Source organism: Nocardiopsis listeri NBRC 13360, from assembly GCF_001570765.1.
GTDB classification, from domain to species: Bacteria; Actinomycetota; Actinomycetes; order Streptosporangiales; family Streptosporangiaceae; genus Nocardiopsis; species Nocardiopsis listeri.
In genome coordinates, this window is record NZ_BCSH01000066.1 from 29,827 (window position 1) to 44,828 (window position 15,002).

At 69.0% G+C, this 15,002-nt stretch carries 17 protein-coding genes; 10 read left to right on the forward strand and 7 right to left on the reverse strand.

The window, feature by feature from the left end; genetic code table 11:
* Window positions 1-16 precede the first annotated feature (16 nt).
* From NLI01S_RS19645 to NLI01S_RS19655, 3 genes are all read left to right on the forward strand, one after another.
* Window positions 17-910, forward strand: a complete 894-nt coding sequence (locus tag NLI01S_RS19645; protein ID WP_067606740.1) for a polyphosphate polymerase domain-containing protein — start codon at window positions 17-19, stop codon at window positions 908-910.
* A gap of 77 nt (window positions 911-987) precedes the next feature.
* Window positions 988-1,674, forward strand: coding sequence for a DUF4956 domain-containing protein (locus tag NLI01S_RS19650; protein WP_067606741.1), 687 nt, complete (start codon window positions 988-990; stop codon window positions 1,672-1,674).
* 2 nt (window positions 1,675-1,676) lie between these two features.
* The gene (locus NLI01S_RS19655; protein ID WP_067606743.1) at window positions 1,677-3,461 is read left to right on the forward strand and encodes a CotH kinase family protein; all 1,785 of its coding nucleotides are present in this window, start codon (window positions 1,677-1,679) and stop codon (window positions 3,459-3,461) included.
* Window positions 3,462-3,476: 15 nt separating this feature from the next.
* Here the strand turns inward: NLI01S_RS19655 and NLI01S_RS19660 are convergent, their stop codons facing one another.
* Together NLI01S_RS19660 and NLI01S_RS19665 are read right to left on the reverse strand one after the other, a co-directional pair.
* Window positions 3,477-4,889 carry a sensor histidine kinase gene (locus NLI01S_RS19660; protein WP_067606745.1) on the reverse strand — a complete coding sequence of 471 codons (1,413 nt, stop codon included), beginning with the start codon at window positions 4,887-4,889 and terminating at the stop codon, window positions 3,477-3,479.
* Window positions 4,886-5,620: a response regulator transcription factor gene (locus tag NLI01S_RS19665; RefSeq protein ID WP_067606746.1), complete on the reverse strand. Its 735-nt coding sequence runs from the start codon at window positions 5,618-5,620 to the stop codon at window positions 4,886-4,888. Before NLI01S_RS19665 ends, NLI01S_RS19660 begins: the two co-directional genes overlap by 4 nt.
* 178 nt (window positions 5,621-5,798) lie before the next feature.
* Between NLI01S_RS19665 and NLI01S_RS19670 the strand changes: the two genes are divergently transcribed.
* The 4 genes from NLI01S_RS19670 (at window position 5,799) to NLI01S_RS19685 (ending at window position 9,287) form a co-directional block, all read left to right on the forward strand.
* On the forward strand, window positions 5,799-6,629 hold the full coding sequence (locus tag NLI01S_RS19670) for a CPBP family intramembrane glutamic endopeptidase (protein ID WP_067606768.1): 831 nt from the start codon (window positions 5,799-5,801) through the stop codon (window positions 6,627-6,629).
* Window positions 6,626-7,783: a sensor histidine kinase gene (locus tag NLI01S_RS19675; protein ID WP_067606748.1), complete on the forward strand. Its 1,158-nt coding sequence runs from the start codon at window positions 6,626-6,628 to the stop codon at window positions 7,781-7,783. Before NLI01S_RS19670 ends, NLI01S_RS19675 begins: the two co-directional genes overlap by 4 nt.
* Window positions 7,780-8,439: a response regulator gene (locus tag NLI01S_RS19680; RefSeq protein WP_067606750.1), complete on the forward strand. Its 660-nt coding sequence runs from the start codon at window positions 7,780-7,782 to the stop codon at window positions 8,437-8,439. The genes NLI01S_RS19675 and NLI01S_RS19680 overlap by 4 nt, the downstream gene beginning before the upstream one ends.
* A 104-nt stretch (window positions 8,440-8,543) precedes the next feature.
* Window positions 8,544-9,287 (forward strand): MBL fold metallo-hydrolase, encoded by a 744-nt coding sequence (locus tag NLI01S_RS19685; RefSeq protein ID WP_223809307.1) that lies wholly within the window; start codon window positions 8,544-8,546, stop codon window positions 9,285-9,287.
* On the opposite strand, the gene NLI01S_RS19690 is transcribed toward NLI01S_RS19685, so the two are convergent.
* Window positions 9,288-9,743 carry an ester cyclase gene (locus NLI01S_RS19690; protein ID WP_067606752.1) on the reverse strand — a complete coding sequence of 152 codons (456 nt, stop codon included), beginning with the start codon at window positions 9,741-9,743 and terminating at the stop codon, window positions 9,288-9,290. It lies immediately after the preceding gene.
* Window positions 9,744-9,874: 131 nt separating this feature from the next.
* Here NLI01S_RS19690 and NLI01S_RS19695 point away from each other — a divergent pair, with 131 nt between their 5' ends.
* The gene (locus tag NLI01S_RS19695) at window positions 9,875-10,786 is read left to right on the forward strand and encodes a LysR family transcriptional regulator (RefSeq protein WP_067606753.1); all 912 of its coding nucleotides are present in this window, start codon (window positions 9,875-9,877) and stop codon (window positions 10,784-10,786) included.
* 51 nt (window positions 10,787-10,837) lie between these two features.
* Here NLI01S_RS19695 and NLI01S_RS19700 read toward each other — a convergent pair whose 3' ends face one another.
* Window positions 10,838-11,467, reverse strand: coding sequence for an isochorismatase family protein (locus NLI01S_RS19700; protein ID WP_067606756.1), 630 nt, complete (start codon window positions 11,465-11,467; stop codon window positions 10,838-10,840).
* A gap of 124 nt (window positions 11,468-11,591) precedes the next feature.
* Between NLI01S_RS19700 and NLI01S_RS19705 the strand changes: the two genes are divergently transcribed.
* Window positions 11,592-12,563, forward strand: coding sequence for a GlxA family transcriptional regulator (locus tag NLI01S_RS19705; RefSeq protein ID WP_067606758.1), 972 nt, complete (start codon window positions 11,592-11,594; stop codon window positions 12,561-12,563).
* A gap of 69 nt (window positions 12,564-12,632) precedes the next feature.
* Here NLI01S_RS19705 and NLI01S_RS26475 read toward each other — a convergent pair whose 3' ends face one another.
* From NLI01S_RS26475 to NLI01S_RS19720, 3 genes are all read right to left on the reverse strand, one after another.
* Window positions 12,633-13,193, reverse strand: a complete 561-nt coding sequence (locus NLI01S_RS26475; RefSeq protein WP_223809308.1) for a hypothetical protein — start codon at window positions 13,191-13,193, stop codon at window positions 12,633-12,635.
* A gap of 90 nt (window positions 13,194-13,283) precedes the next feature.
* On the reverse strand, window positions 13,284-13,808 hold the full coding sequence (locus tag NLI01S_RS19715; protein ID WP_067606759.1) for a hypothetical protein: 525 nt from the start codon (window positions 13,806-13,808) through the stop codon (window positions 13,284-13,286).
* Entirely contained in the window at window positions 13,808-14,086 is a 279-nt protein-coding gene (locus NLI01S_RS19720; protein WP_223809309.1) for a hypothetical protein, read from the reverse strand. Before NLI01S_RS19720 ends, NLI01S_RS19715 begins: the two co-directional genes overlap by 1 nt.
* A 184-nt stretch (window positions 14,087-14,270) precedes the next feature.
* On the opposite strand from NLI01S_RS19720, the gene NLI01S_RS19725 reads away from it, so the two are divergent.
* Window positions 14,271-15,002: helix-turn-helix domain-containing protein (locus tag NLI01S_RS19725; protein WP_084392731.1), on the forward strand; the 732-nt coding region annotated here is incomplete at its 3' end.

Here is a 15,002-nt window from a genome sequence, read left to right on the forward strand (position 1 = left end):
CAGGGACGGAGGACACGTGTTCCGAGCACGACGGGTGAACGAGGACGATTCCCAGGGCCCCGGCACCGATCCCGGAAGTCGCTTCCGGGCACCGGGCGGGCTGCACGCCTTCAACCGCTATGAGCTCAAGTACCTGGTCCCCTCCGGACAGGCCTCGGACATCAGGGACGAGCTCACGGCGCGCATGGGCAGGGACGGCAACGCCGGTCCGCGGGGCTACGGCGTGTGGAGCCTGTACTACGACACCGACCGCCTGCGCTTCTACCACGAGAAGATCGAGGGGCTGAAGTTCCGGCGCAAGCTGCGCATCCGCCGTTACGGCGAGGTCGGGGTCGACCCTTCCGAGGAAACACCGGTCTCGGTGGAGATCAAGCAGCGGGTGAACCGGGTGACCCAGAAACGCCGCGTGATCCTCCCCTACGACGTGGCTCGTGACCTGTGCGACCGGCGTCTGCACGTGCACCACCCCGGGGTCGACCAGGCGTTCGTCGACGAGGTCCTCGACCTCATCATCCGCCTGGACCTGCGCCCGGTCGCCATGACCGGTTACCGACGCGAGCCCTACGTGGGAATCGACGCCGACCTCGGATTGCGCGTGACCCTGGACCACCGGATCAGGGGACGCGACCGCGACTTCGACCTGCGCGCCGAGACCGAGAACCGCTACATCATCGACCCCGACCTCGCTGTGATGGAGGTCAAGGCCAACGAGCGCGCCCCTTACTGGGTCACGGACATGGCGGCCCGCCACGGGCTCCAGATCCAGCGCATCTCCAAGTACTGCCAGAGCGTCGAGGCCCACGGGATGGCTCCTCGCTCGCTCTTCCACCTGCCCGTGGACGACGTGGTCGCCGAGACCCGACCCGTCCTCGACGGTGTCGTGGACGACCCGACTCCCATGGCGCGCTGACCGCCTTCCGGCGACCCGCACCGGACGTCCTTCGTCCACAGACCCGCACACCCACCCTCAAGGAAGACCCGAACCAGATGAACCTCGATTTCGGCTTCACCGACCTGTCCGGCACGTTCAGCGTCATGGACGTGGCACTGGCACTGACCCTGTCCTTCCTGGCCGGCCTCGTGGTGGCCTGGACCTACCGCACGACGCACCGCAACATCAGCTACAGCCAGAGCTACGTCCACACCCTCGTGATCCTGGGCATGCTCATCTCCCTGATCATGCTGATCGTGGGATCCAACATCGCCCGCGCCTTCGCCCTGGTGGGCGCCCTCTCCGTGGTGCGTTTCCGTAACGCCATCAAGGAGACCCGCGACGTCGGGTTCATCTTCCTGGTGATGGGCATCGGCATGGCCTGCGGTACCCGCTTCTACAGCTTGGCGATCATCGCGACCGTGGTCATCTGCGCCGTGATCCTGCTGATGAACCGCTTCAACTGGTTCGCGCTCAACGTGCAGCGTCAGGTCGTCAAGGTGCAGGTCCCCACCGACGGTGAGGACTACGGGCACCTGATCGACGACGTGCTCATCCATCACACCGACGAGTACGAGCTGATCAGCACCGAGACCGTCCGCGGTGGCGCGCTGTTGGAGTCGGCCTACACCGCCCGGCTGAAGAAGGGCGTCAAGCCCGGTGAGCTCATCGAGCGGCTGCGGATGATCAACGCCGGGCAGAAGGCGACCGTGCTGACCGGATACGACCAGACGGACCTGTGACCATGCGCGAACACAACGACGACGGAAGCGGTACGCACCGCACCGGGGGGACCCGCCTGCGCCACCGCTTGCCGGTACGGCTGCGTCAGAACTGGAAGCTGCCGGCCGTGATCGTGGTGGGACTCCTGGCCTTGGTCCTGGTCTTCGGTGAGGCCCGCGTGCGCCCCTTCATCACCTCCGAGCTCGCCTCGGACGACGAGATCACCAACGACGTCACCGGCGAAGGGGACCTGTTCGACGGAGGCGACCACGAGATCGAGGTGACCTTCGACGAGGACGAGTACGCCGACATGATGCGGACCTTCAGGGAGGAGGGCGAGAAGGAGTACGTCAGCGCCGACATCACCATCGACGGCACCACGATCAACGACGTGGGGCTGCGGTTGAAGGGCAACTCCACCCTGTCCTCACTGAGCGGTGACGGCGGGATGCCCGAGATGCCCGAGATGCCCGGGATGCCGAACGGGGAGGAGGGCGAGGAGGGCGCCTTCCCCGCCCCGCCCGGGGCCGAGGAAGGTACCGAAGGGCGACAGGAGGGCGACGGTCAAGGCGGCGGGCCCGGAGGGGGCGGAGGGGACGGCCTCGGCATGGTCACCCTGTCCGAGGACGAGCCCGAGAATCTCCCGTGGCTGATCAGCTTCGACGAGTTCTCCTCGGGCCGCGCCTACCAGGGCCACACCGAGATCACTCTGCGCCCGGCCGCGGGCGGCACCGACACCGCCCTCAACGAGGCGCTCGCGTTGGAGCTGACCGCCGCGGACGGTCAGACCACGCAGGACTACACGTTCACGTCGTTCAGCGTCAACGGCGGCGAGGCCGTGCCCAGGCTGCTGCTCGACTCACCGGACGCCGCGTGGGCCGGCACCCTCGGCGATGGTGTGCTGTACAAGGGCCGCGCGAGTGGCTCCTTCGACTACCTGGGCGGGGACCCCACCGACTACGAGGAGTCCTTCGACCAGCTCAACGCGGAGGGTTCCCAGGACCTGGAGCCGATCATGAACCTGCTGGAGTTCGTCGAGGAGTCCGACGACGAGGAGTTCGCCCGCGATCTCGACGACTACGTGGACGTGGAGTCGTTCGCCCGTTACCTCGCCCTGCAGAACCTGATGTCCAACGGGGACGCCATGGACGGACCAGGGAACAACTACTACCTCTGGTACGACATCGACGAGGAACGATTCACGGTCTTGTCCTGGGACCTGAACCTCTCCTTCTCCGGCATGGGCGGCGGGATGCCGGGTCAGGAGGGCGCCGAGGGCACCGAGAACGCCGAAGGCGACCAGGCCACCGGCGACGACCGGTCGGCCGAGGGCGACCAGGCGCCGGAGGGTGGTCGGGCGCCCGGTGGGGCACCACGGATGCCCGGCGCAGGTCAGGACGGTGAGATGCCGGAGGGCATGCCGCGGATGCCCGGAGGCGAAGACGGTGAGACGCCCGAGGGCTTCCCCGACTTCGAGGATGGCGAGATGCCCGAGGGCATGTCCGAAATGGGTCGCGGAAGCGGGGCGCTCAAGGAACGGTTCATGGAGAACGAGGACTTCCAAGAACTGTACGAGCGGGCCTACGCCGATCTCTACCAGAACCTGGTGGAGGACGGCACCGCCGACCAGATCCTGTCGGAGGTCGTCGGTCGGGCCGAGGCCGCCGGGGACGAGGGCGCCCGCGCCGCCGGTGAGACCCTCGCCGAGCAGGTGGAGGCGATCAGCGCCGAACCTTCGGAGGACGTCGGCCTCTTCCCGGGCGGCGGGGCTCCCGAGGAGGGTGGGACTCCCCCGGAGGAGGAATAGCGACCCGGCTCTACCTCAGTTCAGGGGCAGGACGACACGGAAGGTGGTCCCCTGCCCCTGACCTGATTCCACCGTCAGCCGACCACCGTGGGCGGCCACGAACGAGGTGCTGATGGCCAGGCCCAGCCCCGAGCCGTGGCGATGACCCGTCCCGCCCACCTGGTAGAAGCGGCCGAAGATGTGCGGCAGTTCCTCCTCCGGGATGCCCGGTCCCTCGTCGCTCACGCTCAGGACGGCGGTCCCGCCCGCCTCCTTCGTTCGGGTCACCTCGACCCGGACGTGCGTGCCATCGGGAGTATGGGTGAGCGCGTTGTCCAGGAGATTCTCCACGACCTGGGTGAGCCGGGCCCGATCCCCCGGCACGGACACCGCCGGCGGGGCACACAGGTCGATCGACCGCTCCGGGTCGCGCACCCTGGCGGCCCGCACGACGTGGTCGGCCAGTTCGGTCAGGTCCACGTCCGACCGGTCGAGCACGGGCTCCTCGTCGAACCGGGACAGAGTGAGCAGGTCGTCGACCATGCGACTCATCCGCATCGCCTCCCCCTCTATCCGGGACATCCAACGTTCGGTGCGCGCGTCCTGCGCCACCACTCCCCGTTCCCGTCCCTGCCGGTACAGCTCCGCGAAGCCTCGGATGGAGGACAACGGAGTGCGCAGTTCGTGGGAGGCGTCGGCGACGAACCTCTTGGTGGTCGCGACCGAACGGTCGCGTTCGTGCAACGCCCGGGAGAGCTGCTCCAGCATGGTGTTCAAGGCGACCGCCATGCGTCCGGTCTCGGTGGAGGTATCGCCCTCGGGGACCCGCCGTTGGAAGTCGCCGGCAGCGATCTCCTGGGCCGTGCCCTCGATCCGGCGCAGTGGCCGTAGCTGCCCGTGGACGATCGCCACGGCACCGACCCCGAGCACCACCAAGAGCACGGCCCCCACGGCGCATTCGATGAGGACGAGCCTGCTCAGGGTTCCGTCCACCGCGTCCAGCGACTGGGCGAGCACGTCCAGCGTCCCGTCCCGGTGTTCGGTGGCCAGGACCCGCCAGCTCCCCTCCCCCGCGCTGTCGGGGAGGTCGAACGGTTCGCCGGCCCGTCCCCGGAGTGTCTGGGCGCCGGTGTCGTCCAGGTCGGGGCCGCCCGGGTCGTTCTCGGTCTGTCCCAGACTGCTCACCACCTCGCCGTCGGTGTCGAGGACGATCCGGCGCAGGTCGGTGGGCAGGGGCGGCGTGCGCTCGGTCTCCTGCGGAGGTGGCGGCCCCGGAACGGGTCCCCGAGAGAGCTCCATGAGCCGGTGGTCGACCTCCTCCACCAGGGAACGGTGCAGCAACAGGCTCGCCGCCGTACCGAAGGCGATCAGGCCGACTGTGGTCAGGCACAGCACCGTCAGGATCAGACGCGCCTTCAGACCGGTGGGACGAAGCCGACCCCGCGTCATCGGGTCCGCCCCCGATGCGGCGACCGCAGGCTGTAGCCCACCCCGCGCACGGTGTGGATGAGGCGGGCGTCGTCGTTGTCGTCGAGTTTGCGCCGCAGGTAGCTGATGTACAGCTCGACCACCCGGGTGTCGTCGGTGTGACCACCCCAGACCTGGTCCAGGATCTGTGTCTTGCCGACCACCCGGCCGGCGTTGAGGAGCAGGTAGCGCAACAGCGCGTACTCCGTCGGCGACAGCGGGACCGGCACGCCCCCGCGTCGAACCTCGTGGGCCTCATCGTCCAGTTCCAGGTCCGCGTAGCTCAGGACGTGGGTCTTCTCGGCCGCGCCCGACCGGCGCAGGATCGCCCGCAGTCGCAGCACCACCTCTTCCAGGCTGAAGGGTTTGGTGACGTAGTCGTCGGCGCCGGCGCGCAGTCCGGCCAGACGGTCCTCGACGGTGTCGCGCGCGGTCAGGAACAGCACCGCAAGCCCGGGGCAGGTCCCCCTGAGGTCCTCGACCAGCTCCAGCCCGCTGCGTCCGGGCAGGGACACGTCCACCACGGCGATGTCGGGGTCGAAGTCGGCCAGACCGACCAGCGCCGACTCGGCGTCGGGCGCACCGCGTGTGGCGAACCCGCTCAGCTCCAGTGAGGAGGTGAGCAACTCCAGGATGTTGGGTTCGTCCTCGACCAGGAGGACCCTCGACGGTCGAGCGCCGGGGGCAGGGTCGTCGGGGCGGGTCACGTGCATGCACGAATCCTAGGTTCGGTCGAGAATCAGCGGGTATCGACGCCCCGGCGTTCCCCTGTCCCCCATGAGAGCCACACGCGAGTGTCCACCACGTGGTGACGACCCCCAGGGCCCGAATCCGTAGCGTTTTCCCCACAGCCGCGGTGATCCGTCCGTGGACTCGGTGAAGGGGAAGATCATGAAGCTGTTCCTACAGCTCCTGGCCGTCGTGGTGGTCGGTGTCGTCAGTGGTCAGGTCGTCATGCTGGTCGAGGGGAACCCATGGTTCACCCTCGGGCTGGGCCTGCTGACCGCGCTGATCACACTGGTCGTCTACCGGTGGGTGGTCCGCTTGACCGAACGGCGGCCCGCCACGGATCTGACCCGCGAGGGCGTCTTCGCGGGCCTCGGCGGGGGCACACTGGTCGGTGTCCTGCTGTTCGCGTGCGTCATCGTCAACATCGCCTTCCTGGGCCACTACACGGTCGACGGCATGGGGTCGCCGACCGGCGCGGTGGGCTTGTTCGGTTTCATGGCCGCCGCCGCGGTAACCGAGGAGGTGCTGTTCCGCGGCGTCCTGTTCCGGTTCATCGAGAGGGGCGCCGGAACCTGGATCGCGGTGGTGGCGTCCTCGGTGTTGTTCGGCCTGTGGCACCTGCCCAACCCGAACGCGAGCCTGCTGGGCATCGCCATCATCACGGTCGGGGCCGGTGGCCTGCTCGCCGTCGCGTACGTGGCCACCCGTAGCCTTTGGCTGCCCATCGGCATCCACTTCGGCTGGAACTTCGCGGCCTCGGCGATCTTCAGCACCGAGGTCTCGGGCAACGGCACCCCCGCGGGCCTGCTGGACGCCACCACCTCGGGGCCACTACTCGTCACCGGCGGCGACTTCGGGCCGGAGGCGAGCCTGTACTCGCTGGTCTTCCTCGTGCTCGCGACGGTGGTGTACCTGTGGGTCGCCCGTCGGCGCCGGAACCTGGTGCCCATGCGTCGTTCCGATCGCGTGGCCGCCGCTACACTCGCCGAATGAGCGCTCTTCTGCGCGTCCCCGAGCTGTGGCGCCGGCTCGACGTCACCCTCCGGGACCTCCCCCTGGTCCTCCTGCTCTTCGTCCCCTCGTTCATGCCGATGTTCTTCAACTACGGCACGCAGGTCGGCGGGGTGCCGGACCGACCCTTCGACGCCATCGCCGTCGTGGTGATCGCCCTACAGAGCTTCCCCCTCGCCCTTCGTCGACGGTGGCCCACGCTCTGCCTGGCTCTGATCGCGGTCGGCTTCGCGGTCGACCAGCTCCTCGGCTACCACACGGTCGCCGGCACCGGCCTGGCCATCGCCGTGCTGAGCGCGGGGGTGCACCTGGAGCGACAGCGGCGCCTCACCGCGTTGTTGTTCTCCCTGGCGTACGTGCCCCTGGCGGTCGTGCTGTACCGGATCGGCACCGGAGAGCCGGTGAGCGAGTTCGTGGTGTTCTACCTGGCGGTGGCCCTGGTTTGGGGCATCGGTTCGTGGGTGCGCTCCACCCGGATCGCCGAGGCCGAGCGCCGCCGCCGGCTCGCCCAGGACGCCTTGGCCGCCGAGCGGGCCCGCATCGCCCGCGAACTCCACGACGTGGTCACCCACCACGTGACGGCCATGGTGGTGCAGACGGAGGCGGCCCGGTACCTGACGGCCGCGCCCGACCGTCTCGACCAGGCTCTCTCCTCGGTCACCGACACCGGCCGTCGAGCCACCTCCGACCTGCGGCGCCTGCTCGAACTGATCGACCCCGACCACGGCACCGACGAGAGCCGCGCGCCGCACACCGGCGGGCTCTCGGAACTCGTGGAGCACACCCGCGGTGCGGGCCAGCCGGTGGAGTTCACCGAGGAGGGCACCCCCGCGGAGTCGTCGGGCAGCGCCGACTTCGTGGCCTTCAGGGTCGTTCAGGAAGCCCTGACCAACGCGCTCAAGTACGCCCACGGCACCCCCACCTCGGTTCGGGTGCGCCACGGACAGAAGGAGATCACGGTGCGGGTCGACACCGACGGGGCCGGTACGCCGATCGCGTCCACGGGTGGCGCCGGGCGGGGCCTGACCGGCCTGCGCGAACGCGTCGAGGTGCTGGGCGGCGACTTCAGCGCGGGCGAACGCACCGACGGTGGATTCGCCGTGGAGGCTCGCGTGCCCGTGGGAGGCCGCTCGTGAGCGAGACCATTCGGGTCCTGGTCTGCGACGACCAAATGCTGATCCGCACCGGGTTGACCACCGTCATCGACGCACAGCCGGACATGGAGGTGGTCGCCGAGTGCGGTAACGGCAAGGAGGCGGTCGACCTCTGTGCCCGGCTGCGGCCAGACGTGGTCGTGATGGACGTGCGCATGCCGGTGCTCGACGGCATCGAGGCCACGCGTCTGTTGGCCGGAGTCGGGGTGGCCGAGCCGACCAAGGTACTCGTGGTGACCACGTTCAACCTGGACGAGTACGTGTACGAAGCGTTGCGCGCGGGGGCCAGCGGGTTCCTGCTCAAGGAAGCGCCGCCGGCCCAACTGCTGCACGGGATCCGGACCGTGTCCACCGGCGCGGCGCTGCTGGACCCCGAGGTGACCCGGCGGCTCGTGGGCACGTACGCCGCCCGGGTCCGACCGGTCGATCGGGATCAGGAGGACACCCCGTTGACCCCCCGCGAGCTGGAGGTGCTGCGCCTGATCGCGGAGGGTCTGTCCAATCGGGAGGTCGCCTCGGCGCTCACCCTGAGCCAGGAGACGGTGAAGACCTTCGTGTCGCGCATCCTCACCAAGTTGAACCTTCGTGATCGTGTGCAGGCGGTCGTCTACGCCTACCGTCAGGGCCTGGTGGCCTGACCCGTTCGGGCACGGTGACCGCGCCCCGAGAAAAACGACGGGGGCGCGACTGTACGCGTGCGGCACCGGGTAGTCGAGCAGGCCCGGAGCTGAGGAGGTCACCCGTGAAGATCGGTATGGTCACCGACGGCGTCCACGTCGTCTCCCACGCACACGTCAACGTCTACCTCGTGGAGGACGACGACGGGGTCACCCTCGTCGACGCGGGTCTTCCCTCCATGTGGCCCATGGTCCTGCGGGCCCTGGAACAGTGCGGCCGCACACCGAAGGACGTGCGCGCCCTGGTCCTCACCCACGGCCACTTCGACCACGTGGGGTTCGCCGACCGGGTGCGCCGAGAGTTGCGGGTGCCCGTGTTCGTCCACACCCGGGACGAACGTCTGGCCGCCCACCCGTACCGGTACACGCCCCAGCGGAATCGCTTTCTCTACCCCCTCACCCATCCCCGGTCCCTGCCGGTGTTGGCGCGGATGAGCCTGGCGGGAGCCCTGAACGTGCGAGGGGTGGAACGGGTCGAGCCGATGACGACCGGCACCGCCCTGCCGGTACCCGGGCGGCCGGTGCCCATCCACACCCCCGGTCACACCGACGGTCACTGCTCGCTGCACCTTCCGGATCGCGGCACCGTCATCAGCGGCGACGCCCTGGTCACGCTCGATCCCTACACCGGTCGTTCGGGACCCCAGATCGTGGCGTCCGCGGCCACCAAGGACACCCACCAGGCGCTGGCGTCCCTGGACGCCCTGGTCGCCACGGACGCGACCCTCGTCCTGCCCGGCCACGGCCTTCCCTGGGCACGGGGGATCAGTGCGGCGGTGAGCCGGGCCGTGGACGTGGGCGAGCACTGATCAGGAGGGATCGGCACCGAGCCGGCGCAGGAAGCCGAGGTTGTCGTACTGGACCCATTCCTCGGCCAGCAGTCCGTCCTCGTCGTAGCGGAAGAAGTTGATCAGTTCGAGCCGCATCGGCTTCCCGGTCGGCTCGATGGGTCCGATCGGCGAAGCGTCGAAGCGGGCGGTGAACACGCCCGACATCGACGTGCGTGCGGCGATGAACGCGCCTTCGGCGACGAGTTCCCTGCGCTCACAGGCGAACCCCTCGAAGGCGCCCCGCATCGCCGCGAAGAACGACTTGAGCTCCGGGTACCCCATGTCGCCGTCCGGACCGTGGAAGACGAAGTCCTCGGCGAAGTACCGGTCGAGTTTGTCGTCGTCGGCCACCGCGATGGCCTCGCGACCGATGCGGATCAACGCCCGAGAGCGGTCGTCGTACCTGGTGTCGTCGGGCGAGATGAATTCACTCATGGCGGGCCTTCCTGTCCCTGGTGTTTCTACCGTCGATGGTTCCAACACCTCCCCGCCACGGGCCTAGTCCCTAACGAATATGCAACTCTCGTCCGATAGGCATAACCTTTCCGCATGGCTAGGCTGGGGCGATGCCCGACATCTCGATGAGCTCACTGCGCGTCGTACGCGCCGTGGCCACGCACAAGTCCCTGAGCGAGGCCGCCCGGGTCCTCGGGTACTCCCAACCGGCGGTCTCACGCCAGGTGGCCGCGGCGGAGGCCGCCGTGGGCAAACCGCTCTTCGTCCGCCACCCTCGCGGTGTGTCCCTGACCCGCGCGGGCACCGTGGTCGCACGGTTCGCCACCGAAACCCTCACCCGACTCGAACACCTCGAACAGAGCATCGACGAACCGGCCTCCGACCAGGAGCTGCGGGTACGGGTGGGAGGCTTCCCGGCCGCGAACGCCGCCCTGCTCCCACGAGCCTTGGCCCGTCTGACGGAACACCATCCGAGGGTGGCCTTCACGTTGGCCGAGGCATCGTCCCCGGCCCTCGTTCAACAGGTCTGCGCCGGACGCCTCGACGTCGCGGTCGTCGCCATGGGACAGGGTCTGCCTCAGGCTGCCTTGGCGGGCCTGCGGACCACCCCGTTGGAAACCGGCGAACTGTGCGTGGGCGTACCGACCGGGCACCGCCTCCACGGCACGGCCCGCGTTCCCCTGGCGGAGATCGCGAACGAGCCGTGGATCGTCGGGCGGGGATCTCGCGACGAACCGCGCTTCGGCGCCTGGCCGACACTCGCGGACCCCGTCGTCCGAGTCCGGGCCCGCAGTTGGACCGCCCGTCTCGGCCTGGTCTCCGCCGGGCTCGGGATCTGTCTCCTGCCGGAGGTGCTCGCGCCCTCGGTACCCGCGGGCGTCGGCGTCGTACGAGTCGAGGACCCCACGTGGCTGGGTCGGTCGGTGTTCGCCCTCACCCCGTGGGAGACCACCGAACTCCACGAGCTGGTCACCGGCTCACTTCGCGAGGCGGCCTCCGCCATACGCGATGAAACGCCTTGACCCGAACCGAAGGGGGCGGGCCGAGCCCGCCCCCGTACGTGGTGGCGTGGATCAGTGGTCGGCACGGCCCTTGGCGGCGGTGGTGACCAGGTCGCTCTTGGGAAGCTCCCGCCCACCGGAGACGGCCTCGGCCCACGCCCCGGTGTCGGCGACCGCCGCCCAGTTCGAGTGCAGCAGGACCATGAGGGTCTCGTGCACCTGTCGGGCGTTGACGCTACCGGCCTCGTTGGCCATGTGGATGGCGCCGGTCGCGTCGGAGAGGACCTCGATCGCGAACCCGAGACGTTCGGCGTCGGCCGCGCTGCCCAGGACGCAGTTGTTGGTCATGTAGCCGACCAGGGTGACCGTGTCGATCTCGTTCGCGCGCAGCCAGTCCGTCAGATCGGTGCCGGCGAAGACGCTGGCGAGGCTCTTGGTGACGTGCTTGGCCGCGTTGCCGGTGCGGGCCTTCACGTCGGGCTGGAGTTCGTAACCGGGGGTCCCGGCGACGAAAGCCGGCGCACCGGCGGGGTACTCGTGCTGGACGACGACCACCGGCGTCTGGGCCCGCTCGGCGACGTCCAGGCTCTGGAGGATCCGGGCGAGGGACTCCTCTCGGGGCGGGTACTCGATGTTCAGCGGCCCATCGAAGTACTCCTGCTGGACGTCGACGAGGACGAGGGCGCGGCGCGGAGCGGACATGGTGCTCTCCTTCGGGTTCGGGTCGGGTCGAGGCGGACGACGCCATCGGTTCCGATCCTCTCCGAGCATGACCGGGTAGCGTGAGTGGCAGATATGCACATCTTCGATGAAATCAGGACAACACATGCGAATCGCCGTTCGCGCCTTCGACGGGATCACCACGTTCCACCTCGCCGCGCCACTGCTCGTGTTCGGTGAGCTGTCCCGCCGCTACCCGGACTCGGGCTGGAGCTTGCAGGTGTGGAGCGAGGACGGGCGCCCCGTTCGCACCGACGAGGGCGTCACCATGGGCGACCTGCACGATCGATCCGTCGCCGAACGCGCCGACCTGCTCGTCTTTCCCTCCTGGCCGATCCACCTCCCAGAGCCCGACCCCGAGACGACCGCTCTGATCCGCGCCGCGCACGCGCGGGGAGCGGGGATCGCCGGACTGTGCCTGGGGTCCTTTCCGGTGGTCGCCAGTGGGATCCTCGACGGACGCACCGCCGCGACCCACTGGACGGCGGCGGAAGAGCTGGCCGTACGGCATCCCGCCGTCCAGGTGAGTCCGAACGCGCTGTACCTGGACCACGGAGACGTGCTCACCTCGGCGGGTACCGCTTCCGCGCTGGACGCCTGTCTGCACATCGTCCGCGCCCGACTCGGGTCCGAGGTCGCCGCCACCATCGCCCGACACCTGGTGATCGCGCCGCACCGGGAGGGCGACCAGGCCCAGTACATCGATCGGCCGGTCCTGGACGACGCCGAGGACGGGGCCGTCGGCGAGACGATGGCGTGGGCGCTGGAGCACTTGGACCGGTCCTTGACGGTGGAGGCTCTGGCCGGGCGCGCGAGCATGAGTCCGCGCAACTTCTCGCGCCGTTTCCGGCAGACGACGGGGGTGAGTCCGGCTCGGTGGGTTCTCAGCCGTCGGCTCGACGAGGCCCGCCGACTCTTGGAGACGACCGACCGGCCCATCGCCCAGGTCGCCGCCGCGTGCGGGTTCGCCAGTCCCATCACCTTCCGGCAGAACTTCATCGCGCGCTACGCGACCACGCCCACCTCCTACCGGAACCGCTTCACCGATCACGCCGAGACTTCCGTGCCTTCCATGTGATCGGCGGCCAGGCCGGCGAGGGTGCACGGCTCGGGCGGAGCAGCCCGGTCCCGGCGCCAGCGCCGCTGGTCAGAACGGGAACCCGCCCGCGATGGCGACCACCTGACCCACCACCGCCAGGACCGCCAACCCCGAGTGCAGGGCCACGCCGAACGCCAGGGTGGACAGGTTTCGCTTCCGGCGTGGGGCCCGGTGCCGGCCCTGGGCCTTGGCGGGGACCATGCCGGGGAGGTCGGCGAGGAACGCTTCGTCGGCGGCCCTCGCCGCCCGGTTCTCTCGGGCTTCCCTCTCGGCCTGTTCCCGCCGTTCACGCGCCACGATCATCCAGTGCGGAAGCTCGCCGTGTTCGAGCATGTAGGCGACTCGGGGGTTGCCCCGCATCTGTCGCAGCAACCGCTCCCGTCGGGCCTGGTGCGTTTCCGGCGGGGTGTTCACCGGTTCGAAAGGGCCCAGGCGCGGGGTGGTCGGACGGGAGGCGCCCGGTCGGGAGAACCGCTGTCCCCGAGGCGCGGCCAGTACGGAGCGGACCCGGTGGTCCGCCGCCGGCGGTGTGCCCGGCCTCTCGCGGAAGGGGTCCGGGGATGTGGCGAAGCTATGACGCGGGGCTTGGTCGTGCGGCACAATGGCCATGTCGGCAACTCTCTTTCGTTGAATCCGGGATTGGTTGTCGGCCTGCTCTGGGGGTGTTCGTGCACCCGCCAGAGCTTTTTCATGGGGTCCTCAGGCGGCGTCCGGCGGCTCGGGGTCGACCCGAGTGGTGCCCAGGTGGCGGCGTGCGAGCCGACGCAGGAGTTCGGTACGGGTGGGAGCGGTGATGCTCTCGAAGCGATCGCCCTCCCCCGCCCAGGCCAACGGGCGACGGGCCACGTATTTCTCGTGGGGCGGCCGGCCTTCGATGGTCATGTCCCAGTGCCGGTAGAGCAGGGCGCACAGGACCCGTTCGGGGATGGGCAGCTCTTCATCGGTCGAGCGCCGTTGCGCTGAAGGCGGGAGGAGCATCTTGGGCCTGGCCATATCCGCACGGTCAGGCGTGGGATGGTCAGCGATGGCCTGGTCGATCAGCTGCGTGGCCAGCTCGGTGTCGCCCTCTTGGTGGGCGATGCGCAGCGCGTCGCCGATGAGCGGGAGTCGGTTGCGCAGGGTGTGGGAGTACCAGTCCCCGAGCTGACCGGGGGTCAGGTGCGCCGGCGGGCGCAACGCGTCTTCGATGGTGGCGAGCAGGTTTCCGGTGTGCGCGTCGAGCATCAGAGGGCCACCTCCAGCCGGTGGAGCCCGGCGAGTACGGCGTGGAGGAGCTCCAGGGGGACGACTTCCAGCGGCCGCCGGGGAGCCGGAATCAGCGGCGGCCGAGGGGAACGCGGCTGGTGCCCGCCGGAAGAGGTTCGGGGCGACGAGGCGTAGATACGCACCCGACCGGCCTTGCGGGGGCTACGGAGTTCGATCAGTTCGGCGGCGCGGTGACGCACGCGCACCGGCTCGGACAGGTTCAGGTAACGCGACATGGCGCGGCTCCTGGAGCTCAAGGGCTGAGGGTGAAGCCCAGCACGGAAGTGAGTAAGCTCAGAAAACCATGAAATCCTCAGGGTTTCAACAGATTCAGAATTTAGGATTTACAGGGAGTGAGGATTTCATCCTGTCTGTAACCGGATGCCCGAAACGACGACCGGCCGTAACATCCTGAGAGACACCACCCCCGGGAGAGAGCCCATGCCTGACCCATCACGTCCAAGCGTCCGCAGGCGACGGCTCTCGGAGGAGCTTCGCCGCTACCGCATCGCAGCGGGTATGACCCTGGACGACGCGGCAGCCGCAACCGAATGGAGCGTCGGCAAGGTCTCGAACATCGAGACCGGAGTCCGGCTTCGCCCCAGCGTGGTCGAGGTGCGGGCCTTGCTCGACGTCTACGAGGTGACCGACACTCAGCGCAGAGAGGCCCTGTTCGCGCTTACTCGTCAAGCTGGGAAAAAGGGTTGGTGGACGAAGTACAGCGATGTCTTCCCAGACGAGTTCCCAGTCCTGGAATCCGACGCCACAGCCATCAGCACCTACGAACCGATGATCATCCCGGGGCTGCTTCAGACACCGGGGTACGTGGAACTCTTGGCACGATCAGGAAACCTGGTCCGAGACCCGGTCGACATCCTGCGCGTAGTCGACGCACGACGCCGCCGACAGGAGATCCTCACCGGTGAGGACCGGCCGGACCTGTGGGCGGTGGTCGACGCGGGCGCCATCGAGCGGCTGCGCGGCACTCCCGAGGTTTGCCGTGAACAAGTAGGGCACCTGGCCGATATGGCGGATAACGGCGACGGCATCACAGTTCAGGTGGTCCCGTTCAGCGCGGGCATCCACGCCGGGGCCAAGGGCAGCTTCGTTCTCATGGACTTCGCCGCCGCTGACCCTGTGGTGTACCTCGAAATGGACCAGGACGGCCTCTTC

Excerpts from the sequence above, each read along its gene's own strand:
- NLI01S_RS19650 (WP_067606741.1), top strand. The coding sequence starts at position 988 with ATGAACCTCGATTTCGGCTTCACCGACCTGTCCGGCACGTTCAGCGTC.
- NLI01S_RS19655 (WP_067606743.1), top strand. The coding sequence starts at position 1,677 with ATGCGCGAACACAACGACGACGGAAGCGGTACGCACCGCACCGGGGGG.
- NLI01S_RS19660 (WP_067606745.1), bottom strand. The coding sequence starts at position 4,889 with ATGACGCGGGGTCGGCTTCGTCCCACCGGTCTGAAGGCGCGTCTGATC.
- NLI01S_RS19665 (WP_067606746.1), bottom strand. The coding sequence starts at position 5,620 with ATGCACGTGACCCGCCCCGACGACCCTGCCCCCGGCGCTCGACCGTCG.
- NLI01S_RS19670 (WP_067606768.1), top strand. The coding sequence starts at position 5,799 with ATGAAGCTGTTCCTACAGCTCCTGGCCGTCGTGGTGGTCGGTGTCGTC.
- NLI01S_RS19675 (WP_067606748.1), top strand. The coding sequence starts at position 6,626 with ATGAGCGCTCTTCTGCGCGTCCCCGAGCTGTGGCGCCGGCTCGACGTC.
- NLI01S_RS19690 (WP_067606752.1), bottom strand. The coding sequence starts at position 9,743 with ATGAGTGAATTCATCTCGCCCGACGACACCAGGTACGACGACCGCTCT.
- NLI01S_RS19695 (WP_067606753.1), top strand. The coding sequence starts at position 9,875 with ATGCCCGACATCTCGATGAGCTCACTGCGCGTCGTACGCGCCGTGGCC.
- NLI01S_RS19700 (WP_067606756.1), bottom strand. The coding sequence starts at position 11,467 with ATGTCCGCTCCGCGCCGCGCCCTCGTCCTCGTCGACGTCCAGCAGGAG.
- NLI01S_RS19705 (WP_067606758.1), top strand. The coding sequence starts at position 11,592 with ATGCGAATCGCCGTTCGCGCCTTCGACGGGATCACCACGTTCCACCTC.
- NLI01S_RS26475 (WP_223809308.1), bottom strand. The coding sequence starts at position 13,193 with ATGGCCATTGTGCCGCACGACCAAGCCCCGCGTCATAGCTTCGCCACA.
- NLI01S_RS19715 (WP_067606759.1), bottom strand. The coding sequence starts at position 13,808 with ATGCTCGACGCGCACACCGGAAACCTGCTCGCCACCATCGAAGACGCG.